Source organism: Campylobacter canis, assembly GCF_045504005.1.
Taxonomy (GTDB): Bacteria; Campylobacterota; Campylobacteria; order Campylobacterales; family Campylobacteraceae; genus Campylobacter_A; species Campylobacter_A canis.
The window spans coordinates 330,499-351,647 of sequence record NZ_JBJJXH010000001.1; the positions used below are offsets into that span (position 1 = coordinate 330,499).

Annotated in this window: 22 protein-coding genes and 1 tRNA gene; 17 read left to right on the forward strand and 6 right to left on the reverse strand. The window is 38.2% G+C overall.

Features of this window, described 5'->3' with window-relative positions; all coding sequences use genetic code 11:
* Positions 1–8: 8 nt before the first annotated feature.
* The 5 genes from ftsH to ACHJH3_RS01690 all read left to right on the forward strand — a co-directional run bounded on the left by ftsH (position 9) and on the right by ACHJH3_RS01690 (position 5,824).
* Positions 9–1,973 carry an ATP-dependent zinc metalloprotease FtsH gene (ftsH, locus tag ACHJH3_RS01670; protein ID WP_407063304.1) on the forward strand — a complete coding sequence of 655 codons (1,965 nt, stop codon included), beginning with the start codon at positions 9–11 and terminating at the stop codon, positions 1,971–1,973.
* Between the two features lie 3 nt (positions 1,974–1,976).
* Positions 1,977–2,606, forward strand: coding sequence for a phosphatidylserine decarboxylase (locus tag ACHJH3_RS01675; RefSeq protein WP_407063305.1), 630 nt, complete (start codon positions 1,977–1,979; stop codon positions 2,604–2,606).
* Entirely contained in the window at positions 2,606–3,340 is a 735-nt protein-coding gene (gene pssA, locus ACHJH3_RS01680; RefSeq protein ID WP_253908137.1) for a CDP-diacylglycerol--serine O-phosphatidyltransferase, read from the forward strand. Before ACHJH3_RS01675 ends, pssA begins: the two co-directional genes overlap by 1 nt.
* Before the next feature lie 139 nt (positions 3,341–3,479).
* Positions 3,480–5,003, forward strand: coding sequence for a 2-isopropylmalate synthase (locus ACHJH3_RS01685; RefSeq protein WP_407063306.1), 1,524 nt, complete (start codon positions 3,480–3,482; stop codon positions 5,001–5,003).
* 101 nt (positions 5,004–5,104) lie between these two features.
* Entirely contained in the window at positions 5,105–5,824 is a 720-nt protein-coding gene (locus tag ACHJH3_RS01690) for a vWA domain-containing protein (RefSeq protein ID WP_407063307.1), read from the forward strand.
* A gap of 142 nt (positions 5,825–5,966) precedes the next feature.
* Here the strand turns inward: ACHJH3_RS01690 and ACHJH3_RS01695 are convergent, their stop codons facing one another.
* The 6 genes from ACHJH3_RS01695 to der are packed head-to-tail and all read right to left on the reverse strand — an operon-like array spanning position 5,967 to position 12,846.
* Complete coding sequence (locus ACHJH3_RS01695; protein ID WP_407063308.1) at positions 5,967–6,329, reverse strand: DUF1963 domain-containing protein; 363 nt, start codon at positions 6,327–6,329, stop codon at positions 5,967–5,969.
* Positions 6,330–6,357: 28 nt separating this feature from the next.
* The gene (locus ACHJH3_RS01700) at positions 6,358–8,721 is read right to left on the reverse strand and encodes a tetratricopeptide repeat protein (RefSeq protein ID WP_407063309.1); all 2,364 of its coding nucleotides are present in this window, start codon (positions 8,719–8,721) and stop codon (positions 6,358–6,360) included.
* The gene (gene serS, locus ACHJH3_RS01705; protein ID WP_407063310.1) at positions 8,721–9,965 is read right to left on the reverse strand and encodes a serine--tRNA ligase; all 1,245 of its coding nucleotides are present in this window, start codon (positions 9,963–9,965) and stop codon (positions 8,721–8,723) included. The genes ACHJH3_RS01700 and serS overlap by 1 nt, the downstream gene beginning before the upstream one ends.
* A gap of 8 nt (positions 9,966–9,973) precedes the next feature.
* Positions 9,974–10,939, reverse strand: a complete 966-nt coding sequence (trpS, locus tag ACHJH3_RS01710; RefSeq protein ID WP_172199850.1) for a tryptophan--tRNA ligase — start codon at positions 10,937–10,939, stop codon at positions 9,974–9,976.
* A 4-nt stretch (positions 10,940–10,943) separates the two neighbouring features.
* Positions 10,944–11,468 carry a shikimate kinase gene (locus tag ACHJH3_RS01715; protein WP_172199848.1) on the reverse strand — a complete coding sequence of 175 codons (525 nt, stop codon included), beginning with the start codon at positions 11,466–11,468 and terminating at the stop codon, positions 10,944–10,946.
* On the reverse strand, positions 11,458–12,846 hold the full coding sequence (gene der, locus ACHJH3_RS01720) for a ribosome biogenesis GTPase Der (RefSeq protein ID WP_407063311.1): 1,389 nt from the start codon (positions 12,844–12,846) through the stop codon (positions 11,458–11,460). Before der ends, ACHJH3_RS01715 begins: the two co-directional genes overlap by 11 nt.
* A gap of 107 nt (positions 12,847–12,953) precedes the next feature.
* Between der and ACHJH3_RS01725 the strand changes: the two genes are divergently transcribed.
* From ACHJH3_RS01725 to ACHJH3_RS01780, 12 genes are all read left to right on the forward strand, one after another.
* Positions 12,954–13,844, forward strand: coding sequence for a DMT family transporter (locus ACHJH3_RS01725; protein ID WP_407063312.1), 891 nt, complete (start codon positions 12,954–12,956; stop codon positions 13,842–13,844).
* Positions 13,844–14,644: a 3-deoxy-8-phosphooctulonate synthase gene (kdsA, locus tag ACHJH3_RS01730; RefSeq protein ID WP_407063313.1), complete on the forward strand. Its 801-nt coding sequence runs from the start codon at positions 13,844–13,846 to the stop codon at positions 14,642–14,644. Before ACHJH3_RS01725 ends, kdsA begins: the two co-directional genes overlap by 1 nt.
* A 2-nt stretch (positions 14,645–14,646) precedes the next feature.
* Positions 14,647–15,117, forward strand: coding sequence for a 6,7-dimethyl-8-ribityllumazine synthase (gene ribH, locus ACHJH3_RS01735; protein WP_170019359.1), 471 nt, complete (start codon positions 14,647–14,649; stop codon positions 15,115–15,117).
* Position 15,118: 1 nt separating this feature from the next.
* Positions 15,119–15,514, forward strand: a complete 396-nt coding sequence (gene nusB / locus ACHJH3_RS01740; RefSeq protein WP_169940121.1) for a transcription antitermination factor NusB — start codon at positions 15,119–15,121, stop codon at positions 15,512–15,514.
* Complete coding sequence (gene pyrF / locus ACHJH3_RS01745; protein ID WP_407063314.1) at positions 15,511–16,212, forward strand: orotidine-5'-phosphate decarboxylase; 702 nt, start codon at positions 15,511–15,513, stop codon at positions 16,210–16,212. Before nusB ends, pyrF begins: the two co-directional genes overlap by 4 nt.
* A complete protein-coding gene (locus tag ACHJH3_RS01750) occupies positions 16,199–16,441 on the forward strand; it encodes a helix-hairpin-helix domain-containing protein (protein ID WP_169940124.1) in 243 nt (80 codons plus the stop codon). Before pyrF ends, ACHJH3_RS01750 begins: the two co-directional genes overlap by 14 nt.
* A 147-nt stretch (positions 16,442–16,588) precedes the next feature.
* Positions 16,589–16,679: transfer RNA gene (locus tag ACHJH3_RS01755), tRNA-Ser, on the forward strand.
* A 144-nt stretch (positions 16,680–16,823) separates the two neighbouring features.
* A complete protein-coding gene (locus ACHJH3_RS01760; RefSeq protein WP_407063315.1) occupies positions 16,824–18,140 on the forward strand; it encodes a tyrosine-type recombinase/integrase in 1,317 nt (438 codons plus the stop codon).
* 266 nt (positions 18,141–18,406) lie between these two features.
* On the forward strand, positions 18,407–18,694 hold the full coding sequence (locus tag ACHJH3_RS01765; RefSeq protein ID WP_407063316.1) for a metallophosphoesterase: 288 nt from the start codon (positions 18,407–18,409) through the stop codon (positions 18,692–18,694).
* An 85-nt stretch (positions 18,695–18,779) separates the two neighbouring features.
* On the forward strand, positions 18,780–19,064 hold the full coding sequence (locus ACHJH3_RS01770; protein ID WP_407063317.1) for a hypothetical protein: 285 nt from the start codon (positions 18,780–18,782) through the stop codon (positions 19,062–19,064).
* Positions 19,065–19,236: 172 nt separating this feature from the next.
* Entirely contained in the window at positions 19,237–20,733 is a 1,497-nt protein-coding gene (locus ACHJH3_RS01775; protein ID WP_407063318.1) for an NERD domain-containing protein, read from the forward strand.
* A gap of 45 nt (positions 20,734–20,778) precedes the next feature.
* Entirely contained in the window at positions 20,779–21,111 is a 333-nt protein-coding gene (locus ACHJH3_RS01780) for a hypothetical protein (protein ID WP_407063319.1), read from the forward strand.
* Positions 21,112–21,149: the final 38 nt, after the last annotated feature.

Consider the following 21,149-nt stretch of genomic DNA (forward strand, 5'->3'; position numbering starts at 1 on the left):
GGGACATAATGAATAATAAAAGATTTAATGACGATAGAAATTTAAACAATAACAATGGCGGAAATAATTTTTTCAATAAAAATCCGATTTTTATTTTTGCCATTTTTGCAATTGTTATAATTTTGGTTTTTAGAAGTTTTACGGGTGGTATGGATATGGGTACGAGCTCTCTTGGAGGCGCGGCAACGACGAAAAACGTATCGTATTCTGATCTAAAAGAAATGATAAAAAATAAGCAAGTATCTCAAGTAGGAATTGCTGAAACTTCTATTAAGGCTGTGGCTAACATGAGTGACGGTAAAGCCGTTTATATAGCAAAAAGAGTAAGTGATCCTACCTTGGTTCCTCTTCTTGAGGAAAATAAAATTCCTTACGGCGCATATAGCGAGACGAATTGGTTTAGCGAACTACTGTTTTCTTGGGTGCTTCCGATATTTATATTCTTTGGAATTTGGATGTTTCTTGCAAGTAGAATGCAAAAAAATATGGGCGGAGGCATACTTGGAATGGGAAGCTCGAAAAAGCTTGTAAATTCCGAAAAACCAAAGGTTAAATTTACCGATGTCGCAGGCGTTGAGGAAGCAAAAGACGAGGTTAAGGAGATTGTTGATTTCTTAAAGCATCCTGACAGATATATAAATTTAGGAGCTAAAATTCCAAAAGGCGTGCTTTTGGTTGGACCTCCGGGTACCGGTAAAACTCTTTTAGCAAAAGCGGTTGCAGGAGAGGCTGATGTGCCGTTTTTCTCGGTATCAGGATCTAGCTTCATAGAGATGTTTGTGGGTGTTGGCGCAAGTCGCGTTAGGGATCTTTTTGAAAATGCTAAAAAAGAAGCGCCTGCAATAGTTTTCATAGACGAGATAGATGCTATAGGCAAAAGCCGTGCGGCAAGCGGAATGATAGGTGGAAACGATGAGAGAGAACAGACTCTAAACCAGCTTTTAGCCGAGATGGACGGCTTTAGCTCGGACGCTTCGCCTGTTATAGTTTTGGCTGCGACAAACCGCCCTGAAGTGCTTGATGCTGCACTTTTAAGACCGGGAAGATTTGATAGGCAAGTGCTTGTAGATAAGCCTGATTTTAAGGGCAGAATTGATATTTTACGTGTTCATATGAAGGATATTAAGCTTGATTCAAAAGCCGATATCGAAGAGATTGCTCGTATGACGGCAGGTCTTGCGGGGGCGGATCTAGCAAATATCATAAATGAAGCCGCACTTCTAGCGGGAAGAAAAGAGAAAAATTACGTAGAGCAAAAAGATCTGGTTGAAGCCGTAGAAAGAGCCATAGCCGGACTTGAGAAGAAATCAAGACGTATAAATCCAAAAGAAAAGCGTATAGTTGCGTATCATGAAAGCGGTCATGCGCTGATTTCAGAAACCACTAAAGGTGCCGATAAAGTAACAAAAGTTTCTATCATACCTCGAGGACTTGCCGCTCTTGGGTACACTCTAAATACTCCTGAAGAGAATAAATTTATGATGCAGCGTCATGAGTTAATCGCTCGTGTTGATGTGCTTTTAGCGGGCAGGGCGGCCGAAGAGGTGTTTATCAAAGAAATTTCAACCGGTGCGGGAAATGATCTAGAAAGAGCAACCGATATACTAAAAGCTATGGTTTCGATGTATGGCATGAGCGAAGTTGCGGGTCTTATGGTGCTTGAAAAACAAAGAAATACTTTCTTAACCGGTGGTCAGAGCATGAAAGACTATAGTGATAAGATGGCTGAAAAGGTCGATGAATTCGTTAAGAGCACTCTTGAAAACAGATACAAAGAGGTTCTTGATACTCTTAGGCTTTATGAAGGTGCGATAGAAAAGATGGTTGAAGCGCTTTACGAAGAAGAGACTATCGAAGGCGCTAGGGTTAGATCGATTATAGAAGAGTATGAGAAGGAAAAAGGCTTGCCGACTCGTCTTGTAAATTTACAAGAGGCTAAAGAGGAAGATCATAAGGCAAATTCCAAAGAATAGATGATGCAAAGTATGAAAATAATCGCTAAAGAGGGCTATAAATATCTGCTAATTTTTGGGATTTTATTTCTCGTAGCGATTGTTTTTGGTGAATTTGAGTGGCTGTTTTTTGTTATTTTGCTAATTATTTTATTTTTATTCAGAGAGCCAAATAGGGCTATAAGCAGTAATGATGAATTTGCTATCTTAAGCCCTATAGACGGCAAGATAATAAGCATAGAGAAAATTTCATATTTTGATACCGAATGCACACAGATAGTGATTTGTAAGACTATATTTGGTGCAGGAGCCATAAAAGCTCCTTGCGATATGAATTTGGTGGAATTTAAGCAAAGACACGGACTTTTTTTGTGTAGCTTTATGAAAGCTGCAAATTTCTTAAACGAAAGAGCTCTTTTTGTAGCCGTAAAAGGTAAAAATAAAATAGCTTTAAGGCTTATTAGCGGCGCTATGAGCAGGAATTTATACGCTGAAAAATTTGATAGTATCAAAGCGGGTGAAAAATTTGGCTTTATGAGCGACGGAAAAGTGGCACTTATACTGCCTGCGAATACGCGCATAAGCGTAGTTGTGGGAGAGTGCTTGAAGGCTTCAAGCCTAATAGGATTTTTTAACTATGAGGGTAAGAGATGATGGGCGGCGATAAACTTAAGCTTATGTATATATTTCCGAATTTATTTACGGCAGCTAGTGCATTTTTGGGTGTTATCAGCATAATTGCTTCTGTTAACGGACAGTATTTTAAGGCGATATCTTATATCGTTCTTTCTCTTATACTTGACGGACTTGACGGACGCGTGGCTAGACTTACCAAGACTACTTCAAAATTCGGAGTAGAATTTGACAGTCTTGCCGATATAGTTGCTTTTGGCGTGGCTCCGGCTATGCTTTTTTATTTTTCGGTGGGTCAAAATTTCGGTCGGTTGGGCTCTCTTATAGCGGCACTTTTTGTAGTGTTTGGCGCTATCAGGCTTGCTAGATTTAACGTAATGACAGGCAGCTCTGAGCCTTCTGTTTTTATCGGACTTCCTATACCTACAGCTGCTATAGTTAGCGCATTTTGGGTCGGACTTAGTTTGGAGTATGAATTTAGCGCAAATTCAAAATGGTTTTTACTTATTTTACAAGCCGTATTGGCAATCCTTATGGTAAGCAATATCCGCTACCCTAGCTTTAAAAAACTAGATCTAAAAAAGACAAATTCTTTAAAAATTTTAACTCTGCTTATCATAGTCTGCTCGCTTCTTTATATCTATCCTATCGAAGCTCCGACAGCGTTAATGAGTATTTATGTTTTTTATGGTATAGTTCGGTTTGTTTATATGTTTATCATAAAAAATCCAAAATTTAAAAAGGAGAGCGAATGAGCGATATCTATTCCGTTAAATTTATCGTAACTTTATCAAAACTACTTTCAAACAGCTCTCTGCTGCTGAGCTAAGCAGCTACTATTCATAAAACTTCATTAAAATTTACAAAACTAAAAATACCAAAAAAGGATACAAAATGGATAATAATAAAATAATAATATTTGATACTACTTTAAGAGACGGTGAGCAAAGCCCCGGAGCATCGATGAATACAGAAGAGAAGTTGCGTATAGCACTTCAGCTAGAGCGTCTTGGAGTAGATGTCATGGAGGCCGGATTTGCGGCGGCAAGTCCCGGAGATTTTGATGCTATAACCCAGATAGCAAAACAAGCTTCAAATATCAGAATTTGCTCTCTTGCAAGGGCTGTTGAGCGCGACATCAAGGCTGCCGGAGAGGCCGTAGCTCCTGCAAATAAAAAAAGAATTCACACCTTCATAGCAACAAGCCCGATACACATGGAGTATAAGCTTAAAATGAAGCCCGATGAAGTTATAAGACGTGCCGTGGATGCCGTAAAATACGCTAAAACTTTTTGTGATGATGTTGAGTTTAGTTGCGAGGATGCAGGCAGAACGGATATAGTATTTATGAAAGAAATTTGTGATGCCGTTATAGAAGCGGGCGCGGGAACTATAAATTTGCCTGATACCGTTGGATATAGGTTGCCTACGGAAATAGGCGAGATGATAAAGCAGATGGTTGAGTTTGTAAAAGGAAGAGCTGTCGTATCCGTGCATAACCATAACGACTTGGGGCTTGCTACCGCAAACTCGTTAGCTGCTATCATGGCAGGTGCAAGGCAGGTAGAGTGCACCCTAAACGGACTTGGGGAGCGTGCAGGAAATGCCAGCTTGGAAGAAATAGTAATGGCTATAAAGACGCGCCATGATATATTTGCACCGCTTTATACCGATATAATCTGTAAAGAAATTTATCCAAGCTCAAGGATGGTGGCAAGCATAACAGGCATAGAGCCTCAACCAAACAAGGCGATAGTGGGCAAAAATGCCTTTGCTCATGAAAGCGGCATACATCAAGACGGCGTGCTAAAACACAAAGAGACTTACGAGATCATAAGTGCCGAAAGTATCGGTCTTGAGCGAAATTCTCTTGTACTTGGCAAGCATTCGGGTCGTCATGCATTCAAAGATAAGCTTGCTAGTTTAGGATTTGAGCTTAATAACGATGCGTTAAACGAAGCGTTTGATAAATTTAAAGAGTTGGCCGATAAGAAAAAAGAGGTGTTTGATGATGATATCAGGGCTCTTGTTACCAGCGAATTTATTAAGATTCCTGAAATTTACGAGATCGTTACGCTTGGTCAAAGCAACTGCAACAAAGGTCTTGCAAGCGCATCCGTAACGATCAAATTTGACAATGAGCTAATAAGTGACGCCGCACTTGGCAACGGAACCGTGGATGCGATATTTAAAGTGATTGACCGTATAAGCGGCATAAATGGACTTTTAAAAGATTATAAGGTAAATGCCGTAAGTCAAGGCAAAGACGCACTTGCAAGCGTAGTAGTTAAGGTCGAATTTGACGAGCAAAATGCAGTTATAGGACACGGACTTGATATAGACACTATGATGGCAAGCGCAAAGGCTTATGTGGGCGCACTAAACAGCTACGTAAGAATTAAAAATTTAAACAGATAATACTTTTTCGGGTTAAGGTTATCTTAACCCGAATTTAAATTTGCTACCGATGATTTTAACTAATCTGCTATAATCCATACAAATTCACATAAGGAAAAACGATGAAAAAATTTGCATTTTTGTTAGCTATATTTTTGTCCGCGATTTTAAGTTTCGCTCAAGAAAAACCTCTTGATACAGACTGCAAAGCTCCTTGCGCAAATCATCTTGAGATGGTGCTTGTCCTTGATAAATCAGGCTCTATGAGTGGACTTGAGAGCGATACTATAGGCGGCTTTAACTCGATGATAGATAAACAAAGAGAACTTGGACTAAAAACTCATGTTACGACCATTTTATTTGATACGAATTTTAACATTATCCACGATAGAGTCGATATAAAAAAGATAGAAAAGCTAACAAATAAAGAGTATTTTGCAAGCGGCAACACGGCCTTGCTTGATGCGGTAGGAAATGCGATAAATAAGATTGAGCGCGTGAGCGACATATACGCAAGGGACAATAGAGTGCTTTTTGTGATCATCACCGACGGACAGGAGAACTCAAGCAAGGAATTTTCAAAATCTCAAATAAAGCAGATGATAACGGCAAAGCAGAGCAAATATGACTGGGAATTTATATTTTTAGGTGCAAACATCGATGCGGTTAGCGAGGCGGAGAGTATCGGCATCAAGGGCTCAAATGCCGTAAAATATCAAAATTCAAGCGACGGAGTAAGGAAGAATTTTGAAGCGGCGGCTGAATTTTCAAAAGATATAATGGATAATAAAAAAGAGAGCTCAAAATGGAAGGAAAAAGTTTTAGAAGATAAACAAAGATAAATTTATCGGTCCGTCTCGCTTGGATAGCAAGACGGGCTGTTTGAATTTATGATTTAAGCTATATCGGGCTTGAAATTTAGGATTTTATTTTAATTCGGTCGGTACGTGCAAACTTGCCGAGCTTTAGTATTAGTCAAATTTATCAGTCACACTGTAAAATCAGCCAGCCGTTTTCAAATTTCTTATCTTTTAAATTTTGCTTTGTAATCCACAGATAAATTTTGCCGTAATCACACCACATCATATCGGTTTCTTCGTTGCTGTCAATTTGCAAAAGCAACTTCCAATCAGGGATGTTTTTCTCAAGTTCAAATCTTTTAGGGCTTTCATACACTCTTTCGTCTCCGCAGTATAGCCCGTTTGTTACAAGTTCGCATTCTAACTCCATGCCATCTTGGATATTGTTTGAGTGTCCTAGAATTTTATTGCTGTTTTCTTCTTTGCCGTTTTTATCTTTTGGGTCATAACCCCACGGCATATCAATACAGTCGTAGAACAGATACAAGATGCTCGAATGTGGAAGTATCCACTCTTTATCTTAATCTATCGTAATCAATCCTGAAATCAAAAAATTTGCTTCGGAATTTATCGCTTTTTATAAGATTGTATTGGATGGCTGCAGCTTCGATATTGCCTACTTCTTGGTAAAGATAAGCAAGCGCAAGGCGACTATCTGATGAGTTTGGATCGGTTAGCTTTGAAAGCTCTAAAAGAGCTATTGCGTTTTGCGGATTATTCGAGCCAATCGCTGCGACCGCAGCCATAAAGAGCGTGCCTGCGTCATTTATCTTAAATTCGTCTATCAAGCGGTTGTATATGCCGTAGCTTTCCTTGAAATCATTTGTGAAAATATCGATATAAGCAAGAGTTTGAAGCAAATTTGTATCATCTTTGTTGCCGTTTAGGATTAAATTTTTAAGCTTCTCTCTTTCGTAATTTAAAAGCCCTGAAATTTGCAGCAGCTTTATGTATTGCTCTTTGATGATGTTTGCACCGTGATAAAACGCCGCTTCGTTTAGATTTTTGGTGTGGAAATGAATTTGTATCTGCTTGACGTACTCTTTGATATTTTTATCGTCAAATTTGGCGATAAAATTTAAGATATTTGCGATGACGTCATCAGGTAATTTTGATTTTAAAACCTCGCTTTTTGCTATAAATTCGTTATTTCTATTTGAAATTTTAGCGATTATTGCATCAAAGGCCAAATTTAAAGCGTTTTGCTCCTTATCTTCCTCAAGCCACCTTATGAGCGCATTTTGATTTCCGGTAACAAGTTCGGTTAGGGCTTTATATAAATTTACCTCTTTTATCTTGCTGTCGTGCTCTAAATTTTCGCTTATCTCTTGGAGCAACTTGGCGTTATTTTCGTTGTTTATATCGTTTGCTATCGCGCCAAAGACTCCTGCAAAGTGATTTGTAGGATCAAGATGATAGCTTGTGATGAAGTGCTTTGCCGCAAGCGAGAAGTTGCCAAGCTGAGCATAGCTTAAGGCGAGATTGTAATGCAGGACCGAATGCTCAGGGTATAGCGATATTAGCGTTGCAAAGTGCGCATTAGCATCTTTTAGCTTGTAGTTTAATGCGCTTGCGATAGCCTTTGAAAGCTCTAAATTTACTTTTGATATCGTCCCGCTGGCGCTTAGATAGCTACTTGCCGAGCTTGCATCATCAAGAAATAGGCTAACTCCGCCCTTTCTTATGTAGTTTATCGTTTGGCTCGCGTCAAAAACCTTATAAGGCGCGAAATAAAACAGCACTTCATACCGTCTTGTCTTGTCGAAAAATATATCGTTTCTAAAGTGCATTTGAGCCAAATTTACGTCAAAAAGTTCGGATTTTAAGATCGCTTTTATAGGGAATGTGTTTTCGATAAATAGCTTGTCCTTGGCAAAAACCGTCTTTAAGCCGTCCGCTCCTAAGGCATAATTGCCCGTTTTGATGTCGATAAGAGCTAGTATCGTGTCTATTTTATTTATTTCGTCGCTATTTTTAAGGGCCAAATTTAGCTTGCTTCTAGCCTTATCGTACTGAGCGTTTCTGGCATAAAGCATGCCAAGAGCCAAATTTGCGTCAAATTCTTTTTGATTTTCCAGCTTTTGTATCGCCTCTTCATCTTCTCCAAGATGTGTTAGAATTTTAGCGCTTAAGTAGTCGTATTTGTTTTTATAGTGACGCTCGGTAGGATAAGAAAGAGCGCGTAAGGCCTCGATATACTCTCCTTTGTAGTAGCGTATAAGGGCGTAATAGTAATTATAAAGAGGGGAGCCCGCTTCTTCTTGCAAGAACGAATTTGCTAGATCTATATAGTATTCAAAGCTTTTTGTGTTATTTAACTCAAGAGAACTTACGGCGGCATTTATAGCACTTACTGCGATATTTTCTTTGTTATTTATCGCTTTTTTAAAGGACTCTATGGCTTCTGTGAATTTCTCCTGTTTCATCTGCGAAACGCCTAAGTTGTAATTAGATAGCGATTCGTTATAGATGGCTACGTTTTCATAAATTTTAAGAGCCTCAAATTTATTGCCTTTTTCGTATAGTATATTTGCTTTTTGTATCATATCTTCAATCTTTGAAGCCCCGAATTTCTGCACTTCAAAACGATCTTCGATATCTCTTGCAAGCTGGCTTGGATCAAATTCGGGCTTTTTATCTCTAGTTGCAAAAAATAGTGTCGTTACTAGAGCGATTACAAGCAAAATGCCGATTGCACCAAATAAAAATAGCTTTTTCCTGCTCTTTTTTGGCGAGATATCTTCGCTTGGTGTTTCCTCGCTACTATCTTGCAGTTCATCAAGCGATATGAGGTTTTCTTCTTGGCTTGCGCCTTTTTGCTCATCGCTTGGGCTTTTAGGATCGGCCTCTTCTAGTATTACGACATTATCGTCAGCCACTACATATACCTTTTAAGAACTTCCGGAATTTCGATCGTGCCGTTGCTTTTTTGGTAGTTTTCCATGATGGCTATGAGTGTTCTACCTACGGCTAGGCTTGAGCCGTTAAGCGTGTGAACGAGTGTGTTTTTCTTACCGTCTTTAAAGCGAATTTTAGCTCTTCTTGCTTGGAAATCGCGAGTGTTTGAAACCGAGCTTATCTCTCGGTATCTATTTTGCCCAGGTAACCAAACTTCAAGGTCGATGGTTTTTGCCGCGCTAAAGCCAAGATCTCCGCTGCAAAGAAGCAAATGTCGGTGTGGCAAGCCAAGCGAAGTAAGCAGGTCGCTAGCACACGCTACCATGTCCTCAAATACTTTTTCGCTTTGATCAGGCGCGGTTATGCTTACAAGTTCTACCTTTTCAAACTGGTGTTGGCGTATCATGCCGCGCGTATCTTTGCCCGCAGAGCCCGCTTCTTGGCGAAAGCAAGCCGAGTAGCAAGTCATCTTTATAGGTAGGTTGCCGGCATCGATGATTTCGTCGTTATATAAATTTGTAACAGGAACTTCGCTGGTTGGGATTAGATAGAGATCTTCGTCGCGAATTTTATAAAGATCTTCTTCAAATTTTGGCAGCTGTCCTGTGCCGTAAAGTGTGCGAGAATTTACTAAAAACGGCACATTTACCAGCTCAAATCCGCGAGACATATTAAAATCAATCATATAATTAACAAGCGCTCTGCTAAGCTTTGCACCGTCTCCTTTGAGCACCGTAAAGCGGCTTCCCGCAAGCTTTGCCCCACGCTCGAAATCAAGCCAACCAAGCTTCTCGCCAAGCTCGTAGTGCTCCTTTGGCTCGAAGTCAAATTTGCGCGGCTCAAGCACTTTTTTAAGCTCGACATTATCATCCTCGTCTTTTCCAAAAGGCACATCGTCATCGGTGATATTTGGCACACCCGAAGCTATGCCGTCAAGCTTTTCGTCAAGCTCGCGAACTACTTTTTCAGCTTCGCTCATCGCGGCTTTGTTTAGATTTAGTTCCTCTTTAAGCGCGCTTACGTCTTCGCCGTTTCTTGCCTTTATACCAAGCTCCTTGCTTTTAGCGTTTTGGATAGCTTGAAGGCTTTCTAAATTTTGGCGTTTTGCTTTAAGTTCGTTAAAAGTCGCTAAAAGTTCGCTTAGAACCTCTTCTTTTATCTTTTTCCCTCGTAGTTTCGATACGAATTCATCGTAGTTTGTTTCAAGTAGTTTTAAATTTATCATTCTAATACCTATCTATAAATTCCCGTTGCTTCACGCACTCTTTCAATGAGCGGAAGCGCTACTTCGCGAGCCTTTTTTGCGCCCGCCAACAATATCTCATTCACCTCGTTTTCATGACTTAAGTAGTATTCGTATTTTTGCCTTGCTGAAGCAAAATACTCCCACACCAGTTCGTTTAGATACATTTTAAAGTGTCCATGCCCTTCACCGCCGCGCTCGTAACGCTCTTGCAGCGCTTTTTGTCCGCTTTGGTTTAAAAACAACTTTGCTATATTATATACATTGCAGGTTTGCCACTGCTTAGGGGCTTCAAGCGGTTCGGATGAGGTTGTTATAGAGCCTATTTGCTTTTTAAGCGCTTTTGCATCGCTAAAGATGTCTATTGTATTTCCGTAGCTCTTACTCATCTTAGCTCCGTCCGTTCCTGGAACGGTTGCAACGTTTTCATCGACTTTGCTCTCGGGTAGAGTAAAAATTTCTCCATGTTCGTTGTTAAATTTAATAGCTATGTCGCGAGCTATCTCAACGTGCTGAATTTGATCCTTGCCTACTGGAACGACATTTGCACTAAAAAGCAAAATATCGGCAGCCATAAGCACAGGATAGCTAAAAAGCCCGTGATTTGCGCTTATGCCTTTTGCTGTTTTGTCTTTGTAGCTGTGAGCGCGTTCAAGCAGTCCCATCGGAGTGTATTGGCTTAGCACCCAGTATAGCTCAAGCACCTCTTTTACGTCGCTTTGCACCCAAAACACGCTTTTGTTAGGATCAATACCAAGCGCAAGAAACGCACATGCCGCTTCAAAGGTATTTTGCTTAAGTCTGCTCGCCTCGCTAACCGAAGTCATGGCGTGGTAGTTTGCGATAAACATAAACATATCGCTACTATCTTGCGCATCAACCATTTGCTTTATCGAGGCGAAATAGTTGCCAAGATGCAGCTTGCCCGAGGGCTGAAGTCCCGTTAATACTCTCAAATTTCTATCCTTTTTGCCTGTCTTTAAATTTTTTAATAATCTCTTTTGCTATTTTTTCAGGGGTTTTACCTTCGACATCGATGGTGATATCGGCTTTTTTCTCGTAAATTTTCTTTCTTGTTTTAAATAGCTCTTTTGCTTTGTCTCTATCTTTTAAAAGCGGACGTTTAGCAAATTTCTTCTGGGCGTTTTGGCTATTTTCTATGCGTTTTATTATGCCCTCAAAGCTTGATTTAAGATATATAACAGTGCCGATTTTGTTTAAATTTTTAACGTTTACGAAGCCTCCACCGCCTGCTATCACGCAGTTTTGCACGTTAGCGGCTAAATTTTTAGCGACTAATCGCTCTTGCTTTCTAAAATACTCTTCGCCCTTTGTCTCAAAAATTTCGCGAATTTTTAAATTCTCGCTACTTTCGATAAGATCGTCCGTATCAAGCATGAGTCGCTTTAATTTTTTGCAAAGTTCCCTTGTGACCGTTCCTTTTCCAACACCCATGAAGCCGATTAAGACTAAGTTACTGCTCATCTTTTTCCTCGCTGCTTCTGTTTTTTGGTATGAGCACGACAGGAACGCCATTTAGATCAAATCTTTCGCGCAGTTTGTTTGTAAGATAGCGTTTATAGCTAAAGTGAAGCGCGCGCGGACGATTCATAATAAGAGCTATCTTAGGCGGCGCAAAGCCAAACTGCACGGCATAATAAATCCTAACACTCTTGCCTTTTTCACGCGGTATCGGGTGGATTTTGGTAGCTTCTTCGATGAGTTCGTTTAGTTTTGAGGTTTGAATTTTTTGAGTGAAATTTTTATAAACTTCAAAGATGAGCGAGTAAATTTTATGCACTCTCTTGCCGCCAAGCGCACTAACGCTGATTATTGGCGCGTATGTTAGAAATTTAAACTTATCTTTGATGATCTTTTTCATCTCGTCAAACTCTACTTCGCTTTTGTCCCATTTGTTTAGCACGATTATCACGCCGAGGTTAAATTTGCTCGCAAGCCCTGCGATACGCTCATCAAGCTCGGTCAGAGGCTCGCTAGAGTCAAGCACGAGTAGGGTGATATCGGTGTTTTCAAGCACACTTTCTGTTCTATTTAGCGCGTATCTTTCGATGCCTTCTATCTTGCCGCGCTTTCTGATGCCTGCGGTATCGACAAATTCTATTACTCTATCTTCATAAACGAATGTTTCATTTACGGGATCTATGGTAGTGCCTGCCACATCGCTCACTACGGCTCTTGCATCCTTAACCAAAGCGTTTAAAAGCGAGCTTTTGCCCACATTTACGCGACCTATAATTCCTACTTTTATATTTTTTGATTCAAAATTTTGCTCTTGGATAGTATCGCTAAATTCGCCCTCTTCATCGAAATTTTCTAAAAATTCGTCAAAATCATCATCCAAGTCGGGTCTGATCTCGTCTTTAAGGTGTTTATAAATCCAGTCGCTAAGCTCATCTACTCCCGCATTGTGAGTGACGGATATGCTAAAAATATCTTTTGCGCCGAAGCTATCAAATTCCCAAGCTCGCTGCTCGTCTTTTTTGCTATCTACTTTATTTACGACAAGCGCGGTCGGCAAATTTAGCTTTAAAAGCGCATAAAACATAGCCTTATCTTCATCATCAGGGAAATTTTTGCCGTCCACCATGTAGATAATCGCGTCTGAATTCTGCGCCTCTTTGAGGGTTTTTTCTTTAACGTTTCTAAAAAGCTCGCTACTGTCATCAAGCCCGCCGCTATCTATCAAAATACACCTTTTATCATCTATCGTGATCTGGGCTTTGTTCGTGTCGCGAGTGGTTCCGCTTACGTCTGAAGTGATAGCTATGCGCCTTTTTGCCAAGCGATTAAAAAGCGAACTTTTACCTACATTTGGCTTTCCGACAAGTATGATTTTTTGCACTTTATATTCCTTTAAATTTTGCTATTATACAAATTTTTAACTTACAATGTTTATAAATTAAGCCGTTTTGCACTACAATACGCTCAAATTTCAAAGAAGGTTAATAGTTGTTACATAAATTTTTAATGAGGCATTTGGGCACTTATTATATGATTATCGCTTGTATGCTTTTTGCGATAACGGGAGCTCTTGCAAAAGTAATAAGTGCCGATATGCCGTCTATCGAAGTTGTCTTTTTTAGAAATTTGATCGGTCTTGTGATGATCGTTTATTCGCTTTATAAAAAGCCTGCTCATCAAAAGGGCGGACATCCGTATCTGCTCATATTTAGAGGAGTTATCGGCACGCTTGCGCTCTTTGCGTTTTTTTATAACATCGCTCATATAAATTTAGGCGCGGCATTTACATTTTCTAAAACAAGCCCGATATTTACGGCACTGCTTGCCGCGATGTTTATGGGTGAGAAGCTAAGCTCGCGCGGATGGATGGCGATATTTATCGGTTTTGGCGGGATTTTGCTTATCATACAGCCTGAGCTTGGTATCTCAAAGACCGATTGGCTTGGAATTTGGAGCGGAGTAGGGGCTGCGATGGCGTATACGAGCGTTAGAGAGCTTAAAAAGAGCTATGATACTCGCGTTATAGTCTTTTCTTTTATGGGGTTTGGCACGGCTCTTCCGATCGTTTTTATGGGTTTGGCGGAATTTATTCAGATAGATGGCTTTGAATTTTTGTTTTCCAAATTTGTCCTGCCTGATACTAAAAATATCTTTTTGATCCTTTTAATGGGCGTTGCGGGGCTTTACTTTCAGATGTATCTTACTAAAGCTTATGCGGCAAGTAAAAAGGCCGGTACGGTTGCGGCTGTAAGCTACGCCGACGTAATCTTTACCATTATCATCGGGTATTTTATGGGGGACGGACTGCCAAACACTGTTGCATTTTTGGGTATAATTCTAGTAATTCTTAGCGGAATTATAGTGGTAAAGGAGAAATAATGATACTAATCGCAGGGCCTTGCGTCATCGAGAGCGAAGAGCTTGTGTTTGACGTGGCAAAAAGGCTTGTGAAATTTAATGAAGATAATAGGGTAGAGTTTTATTTTAAGTCAAGTTTTGATAAGGCAAATCGCACTAGTATAAATAGCTTTCGCGGTCCCGGGCTTGAAAAGGGTTGTGAAATTTTAGCTCGCGTGAAAAAGGAATTCGGCTTTAAAATTTTAACGGACATTCACGAGAGCTATCAAGCTAAGCCTGTGGCTGAGGTTGCGGATGTGCTTCAAATTCCTGCATTTTTATGCCGTCAGACAGACTTGCTTGTGGCTGCGGCTAAGACAAATTCGGTCGTAAATATCAAAAAAGGGCAGTTTTTAGCAGCAAGCGCGATGAAGCATTCGGTTAAAAAAGTGCTTGAAACTCGCGGTGTAGATAGCGACGGATATGAAATAGCTAAACAAAACGGAATTTGGTTAACTGAGCGCGGAAGCACTTTTGGATATGGAAATTTGGTCGTTGATATGAGAAATTTGGTTTTAATGAGAGAATTTGCACCTGTGATATTTGACGCTACGCATAGCGTTCAGATGCCTTCGGCTCTTGGTGAAAAGAGTGGCGGAGATGCAAGATTTGTGCCGTATCTTGCAAGAGCGGCGGCAAGTGTGGGTGTGGACGGGTTTTTTTATGAGACGCATATAAATCCGTGCGAAGCGATGTGTGATGGACCAAATATGTTAAATTTAGACGAGCTGGATAGAGTTGTAGAGCAGACTTTAAAAATACAAGAAATTTTAAGGGGATAATTATGAACATAATCGAAGGAAATTTAAAACTAAGCGGAAAAGAAAAAATCGCAATTATCAATGCAAGGTTTAACCACATCATCACTGATAGGCTTGTCGAAGGAGCTAGGGATGCATTTTTGCGACACGGCGGAGATGAGAAAAATTTAAGCCTTATTTTAGTTCCGGGAGCATTTGAAATCCCTATGGCTCTTGAAAAGGCACTTGAGAGCGGCAAATGGGACGCGATATGCTGCGTTGGAGCGGTTATTAGAGGCTCAACCCCTCATTTTGACTATGTTTCGGCTGAAACCACAAAAGGCATCGCAAACGTAACTCTTAAATACGGCAAGCCCGTAACATTTGGCGTGCTAACGGTAGATAGTATCGAGCAGGCCATTGAGCGAGCGGGCAGTAAAGCCGGAAATAAGGGATTTGAAGCGATGAGTGGAGCGATAGAGCTACTAAATCTATACAAAAACATAAAGGCTTAAAATGGCAACTCGTCATCAGGTTAGACAAGCCGTAATATCGCTTCTTTACGCTCAGGAGATGGGTAGCGAGATGAGTGAATTTAAGGATGAATTTTTAGAGGAAAAAAAGATAAGAAATGAGCAAAGAAATTTCACGACTTCGCTTTATGACGGCGTAAATGAGAATTTGACCGCTCTTGATGAGTTGCTTAACTCCCACTTAAAAGAGTATAAAATCCACGAAATCGGCGTTGTAGAAAGAGCGATACTCCGTCTTGGCGCTTACGAGATGAAATTTACGGACACCGATAAAGCGGTCGTGATAAACGAGGCGATAGAGCTTGCCAAAGAGCTTGGCAGCGACTCTGCGCCAAAATTCATAAACGGCGTGCTTGATGCGGTAAGGAGTGATATATGAAACTTTGCGTAGCGCTTGATATGGCGACGATAGAGCAAAATTTAGCTTTGGCCAGAGAGCTAAAAGGACTTGATGTATGGCTTAAAGTGGGGCTTAGAAGCTATTTAAGAGACGGAGCTAAGATAATTGACGATATAAAAAAGATTGATGATTTTAAAATTTTCTTAGATCTTAAGCTGCATGATATACCAAACACTATGGCTGATGCCGCAGAAGTGATAGCAAGCTTGCCTGTTGATATGATAAACGTGCACGCAAGTGCAGGTAAAAGGGCGATGAGCGAGGTTATGAACCGCTTGAATGCGCTTAAAACTCGCCCGATAGTTTTAGCCGTGTCCGCACTTACAAGCTTTAGCGATAATTCGTTTAGGATTGTTTATAATGACAGCATTAAGGATTTTGTGCTCAAATTTTGCGTGAGTGCTTATGAGGCTGGGCTTGACGGTATGGTTTGTTCTGTTTTTGAAAGCAATATGATAAAAGACGCAACATCGCGATTTTTTCTGACGTTAACGCCGGGAATTCGTCCGTTTAACGAAGAGGTAAACGATCAAAATAGAGTTGCCGATCTTGAAGTTGCAAAGCAAGAAAATAGCGACTTTATCGTTGTTGGAAGACCAATTTATGAAGATGACAATCCTCGCGAAATTTGTGAAAGAATTCTTGCCGAGATAGAGATACCTCGTGAGTCGGTTTAAGGATATTCCTTATGTTGGAGCTGCTACCGAGGCTGATCTTATAGCACTTGGGTATACCGACATCGCTTCACTAAAGGGTGCAAATGCAGAGGATATGTATGAGCGCACTAAAGCTCTTGGACGAGGAAGCGATAGGTGTATACTTTATGTTTATCGTATGATATGTTACTACGCAAATACGCCAAATCCTGATAAGAGCAAGCTTAAATGGTGGCTTTGGAAGGATTGAGCGGTTTTATTGTTTGGTTTTAGACTTTTGGATTTGTTGGAAATTTTAGCTTGAGTTTAAAATTTAAACGTTTTTAAATTGGCGTATTTGTCAAATTTTAAGTGTTTTATAAAGATAAATAAGTAAAATAACTCTTTTTATTCAGATGGACAGATGGGTGAGCGGCTGAAACCACACCCCTGCTAAGGGTGCAAGTCTTAATCGGGCTTCGAGGGTTCAAATCCCTCTCTGTCCGCCAGAGTGCATCTATATTTATTCACAAACTTCCTAAAAATCGTTATTTGAAAGATTTTTTACTTATAAAATTATGTAATAAATTTTGTGCATATTTTTATTTGTTACAGAAAATCAAAGCTTTTGTTGCAGAAAAAGGAGTACTGTAATGACTCATAAACTGATAACAAAAATCAAAAATAGACCTAATTTATACTATTTTGATACGGCTATTAATAATGGTAAAAAAATTACTGTTAAATACTGTCTTTTTACAGAGGATGAGTATTTGGCTATGATACTAGCTAAAAAAATCAAAGATGAGGTGAATAAAAGACTTTTGTCAGTCTTGGATAATTATAGGGATGTAAAATACTTTAACAAAGTAAGTTTTAAAGCTATTATAAAAAACAGCATAAAAGAACAGCAAAGTACTTGCATTAAATTAAAGAAAAATAAAGAATATTTGAAAGCTAGTGAGTATAGAGAAATTTTTGAAAATATATTAAAAGGTTTCTATGTCTCATGCAATAATAAACAAAATTTAAATAAAGACAATATAGATCAGTCTATTGTATATAATAAATTATATACAATAGACCAAAAACAAAACTACTCATACAAAGAAATAGCCACAAGATATACCAGAACTGAGTGTGAAAAATTAAAGAGTGGGAGTCGTACTAAAAGATATTATATTAAAACAGGTGCTTTATTGGATTTGTTTTTCGATTCAAAATCCATTTCGGAAATAGCATATAAAGACTGTGAAGACTTTCAGTTGTATTTAGCTAATAGCCGAAAGCTTAATAAAAAGACTGTAAATAATTACACCTGTTATTCTTCTAGAATATTTGATTACGCCATTAAGATGGATTTGATTGCATCAAATCCGTTTAAGCTGCTTACTCCCTTTAAGATTTCAAAAGAAGAACGATCCCCTAAAGATAATTTTACTATGCAAGAACTGAAGCTTATAATGAATACTGATAGACAGGATTTAAAAGACTATATGATGTTTGCGCTACATACAGGGCTTAGAATTAGTGAAATATGGGATCTTGATGCTAGCAGCGTAGAATCAAAAGACAATATTAAATATATAAAAGTAAAAACCGCAAAACAAAAAGGTGGAGTAATAAAATATAGAGAAATTCCTTTACATAAAAATATAGAATATCTATCAAGCATGAATTGGCTAGAAGAGATTAAGTTTGGTAAAAATGGTTGTGATTATTTTGGAAAGAGGCCCAATAGGCATATTCATGATCTATTGCCTAATTCAAATGTGAGTTTTCATAGGCTTCGTGGAAATTTTGCAAAATGTATTAAGGACTACTGCTTGGAGAATGGCATTTCCGACTTAACATTAACCCTTCTAGGCCATAGTACAGATTTATCTACGTTTGTATATGCAAAAGAGATATCTTTAGTGGCCAAAGTAAAGGCGATGAATGGATTAAATGCGTTTAAATCGTTATTTTGATAATAAAAATATCCACAAAACACAATATCTCATTTTCCTTGAAAGATAAATCATTATATATTATAATTTATTAATTCATAAAATCACTAAATAAGGGAAAACTATGTCTGTAAAAATACCTACCAAAAGTACTCTTCAGGCAAATCCAGAAACTGATTATGGTGAGATGTCCAATTTATTTAACAATAATCATAAAAAAATGGAGCGTGAGCTCAATAGGCTTATAAAGAGAATTTAAAAGGGTCAAAAGTCCTAAAAAGAAAGAATTGTATGATCAAAAAATTTATGACACTGTAAAACTTATGTGTGAATATACATCAAAATCTTATTCTGAATATTTAAAGGAAAAGTATAGCTTCATAACTAAAGATGATCTAGTAATCATCCTTGGAGATAGCTGCGATAGAGGCAAAGACTCAATAGGGCTATATATAAGATATACCGAGATGATAAAAGATGGATATAGTATAAAACATATAATGGGCAATCATGAGTATATGTTTTTAAATCACTATCTTTTACGAGGAAGTATTACTATGCAGTGGGGGAAATAACGGAGGATATGAGACGGTTAAATCAATAGAATATAGAAATTTAACTATCAAAGATCTAAAATGGTTAATAAGCTACATAAAAACAATGCCTCATATGATAAGCTCAAAGAGCTATATATTCGTTCATGCTTCTTATAACCCTAGCTTAGATGAAATAAAACAAGATCCCGAATGTCTAATGTGGAATAGAAGTCCTTTTTGGATAATGAATAATACAGGCAAAGAGATATACTACGGACATACTCCAAACAGAGACAATAAGATAAAGATAAGAGAGAATGGCTGCTACGGCATGGATGTAGGAGCCGTGTTCTTTGATAAGTTATCGATAATGGAGATAAAGAGTAAGGAGGTGTTTGGGGTTGGGTGAAGTATGATACAAAAACTATATAAAGCCATATTGTCAACAAAATAAAAGGTGCTTGTGACTCTTAAAAGACATCAAAACTTTTATACTAAGACGCTAGAAGAAATTTTAGTTAAACCTTAGCCTGCAAGCCTCAAATAAGATATAATACAAAAATTACAAAAAGGAACACTCTATGAATATAAAAAGCATTTTTGGTAAAATTTTTAAAGGCGAACAGGGTGAAGTTGATGTATTTGAGGCTATTAGTAAAATTTTAAATAATGATGGCGGAGAAAACTACTATCTCATTCCTAAAGCAACTATTGATGATGCTGCAGGAGGTTCTAAAGAGATAGATCTTTTATTGCTTCACCCGGTGCTTGGTATTTATGTCATAGAAGTTAAGAATTGGTCTAGTCTAAATATGCTAGATGATAAAAATGATCCATATGAGCAGGTTAAAATCTATCATAAAATGCTACTTGCAAAGATAGACAAAATTCTTGGTAAAATTCCAATCAATATCGAATACAGGGTTATATTTCCATCTATTGAGAGAAAAGATGCCGGTGATTTTTATAAAACAAATCCAAACTATGCAAATTTCAAAAATCATACTTTCTTTAAAGACGATTTAGCAGATAAAGAGATATTTGCTAAATTTTTTAACTCATCGGTTAATATCCTACCTAATAAAAAAGAGTTTCTAAAAATTTCAGAGCTTTTGGTCTCTCAAAGTAAAATCAAACAAAACAAAGTAATCCCTATTATTACTAAAGATGAGATAATGTTTTTTGACCATAAGCAACTAAGCATCATGAATGGCTATACAGGTGGATTTCGCATCATAAGAGGAGTTGCTGGAACAGGCAAGACAATGATACTTGCAAATTTCGTAGCCAATAGGATAGAAAGAGATGAGAGTGAGAAATTCTTGATACTTTGTTTCAATAAGAATCTTGCCGAGAGTATTAAATCAAGCTTTGGGGAGAGATTTTCAAAGAGCAATATAGCTATTTATCCTATCGTATCGCTTTTAACGAGGATAGGATTTGATAAAGCTAAAGTCGGGATAACCGATACTACAAGTCTTGATGAGACATATAAGATCTATGAAAGCGATGAAGCTCTCAGTGAATTTAGAACTAAATTCAAAGCGCACCTTGCAAAGCATCCGATTGATTATGTTTTATGCGATGAGACTCAAGATATGCCCGCCGGCTTTATGCGTATCATATATGAAGAGATAAATGATTCGATATTTTTTATAGACGAGGCGCAAAAATTCTACTCTTATACTATGAATAGCATAGCAGATATTTTTCATCATCCAAAATTTCAACGTCTAGATATGAGAGGTAGAGTTAAAAATTTAAAAAATGTCTACCGAACTCCTTCAAATATAGCTAAATGCGCTTTTGAAATTTTAGGACTAGATGCTGCAATAAATAGTTACTATAAAAATAGCTACTATCTAAACAATAACTTTTTAACGGATATAGACTGCGTTCTTCAAAGCGGAACTATAAAGTTAGCAGATGTCGATGAGTTTAATCATTTAAGAAGCTTTTTAAAAACTTTGCCAAACGATGAAACTAGTGTGGTATTAAGTAATAGTAAAAAATCTGTAGAGGCTATAAAGACAAGCGTAGTTCCAAATAACAAAAATATAGATGTGATGACTATGTAATCAATCAAAGGACTAGAAGCTCAAAATATTATCATACACAACTTCTTGCCTTTTATAAAAATGACCTTTGAAAACGACAAAAAGCTATTTTATAGAAAGATTTACGTATTGCTCACCAGAAGCAAGGAAAATTTATACATATCTTTGCCTGATAAAATTGATGAAAACTTGCCTAAAGAGATAAAAGAGGTAATATCTATAATAAAAGAGCACGCTTGCAAAATAGAAGAGCGAAACCAAGAGGTATCCAGCAGTAAATTTTGCTCGAAGATCAAGCTTGCATCTATAAAGCCTGTGTTAAGGGATGTAAAAGATGGAGCAGAACTTGTTGTGGCTGGTTCACAGCTATTTGCTATAATTGCCGGGTTGTTTGGGTAGGTAATGCAGTATTATTAATGATATTTTGCTTTATAATA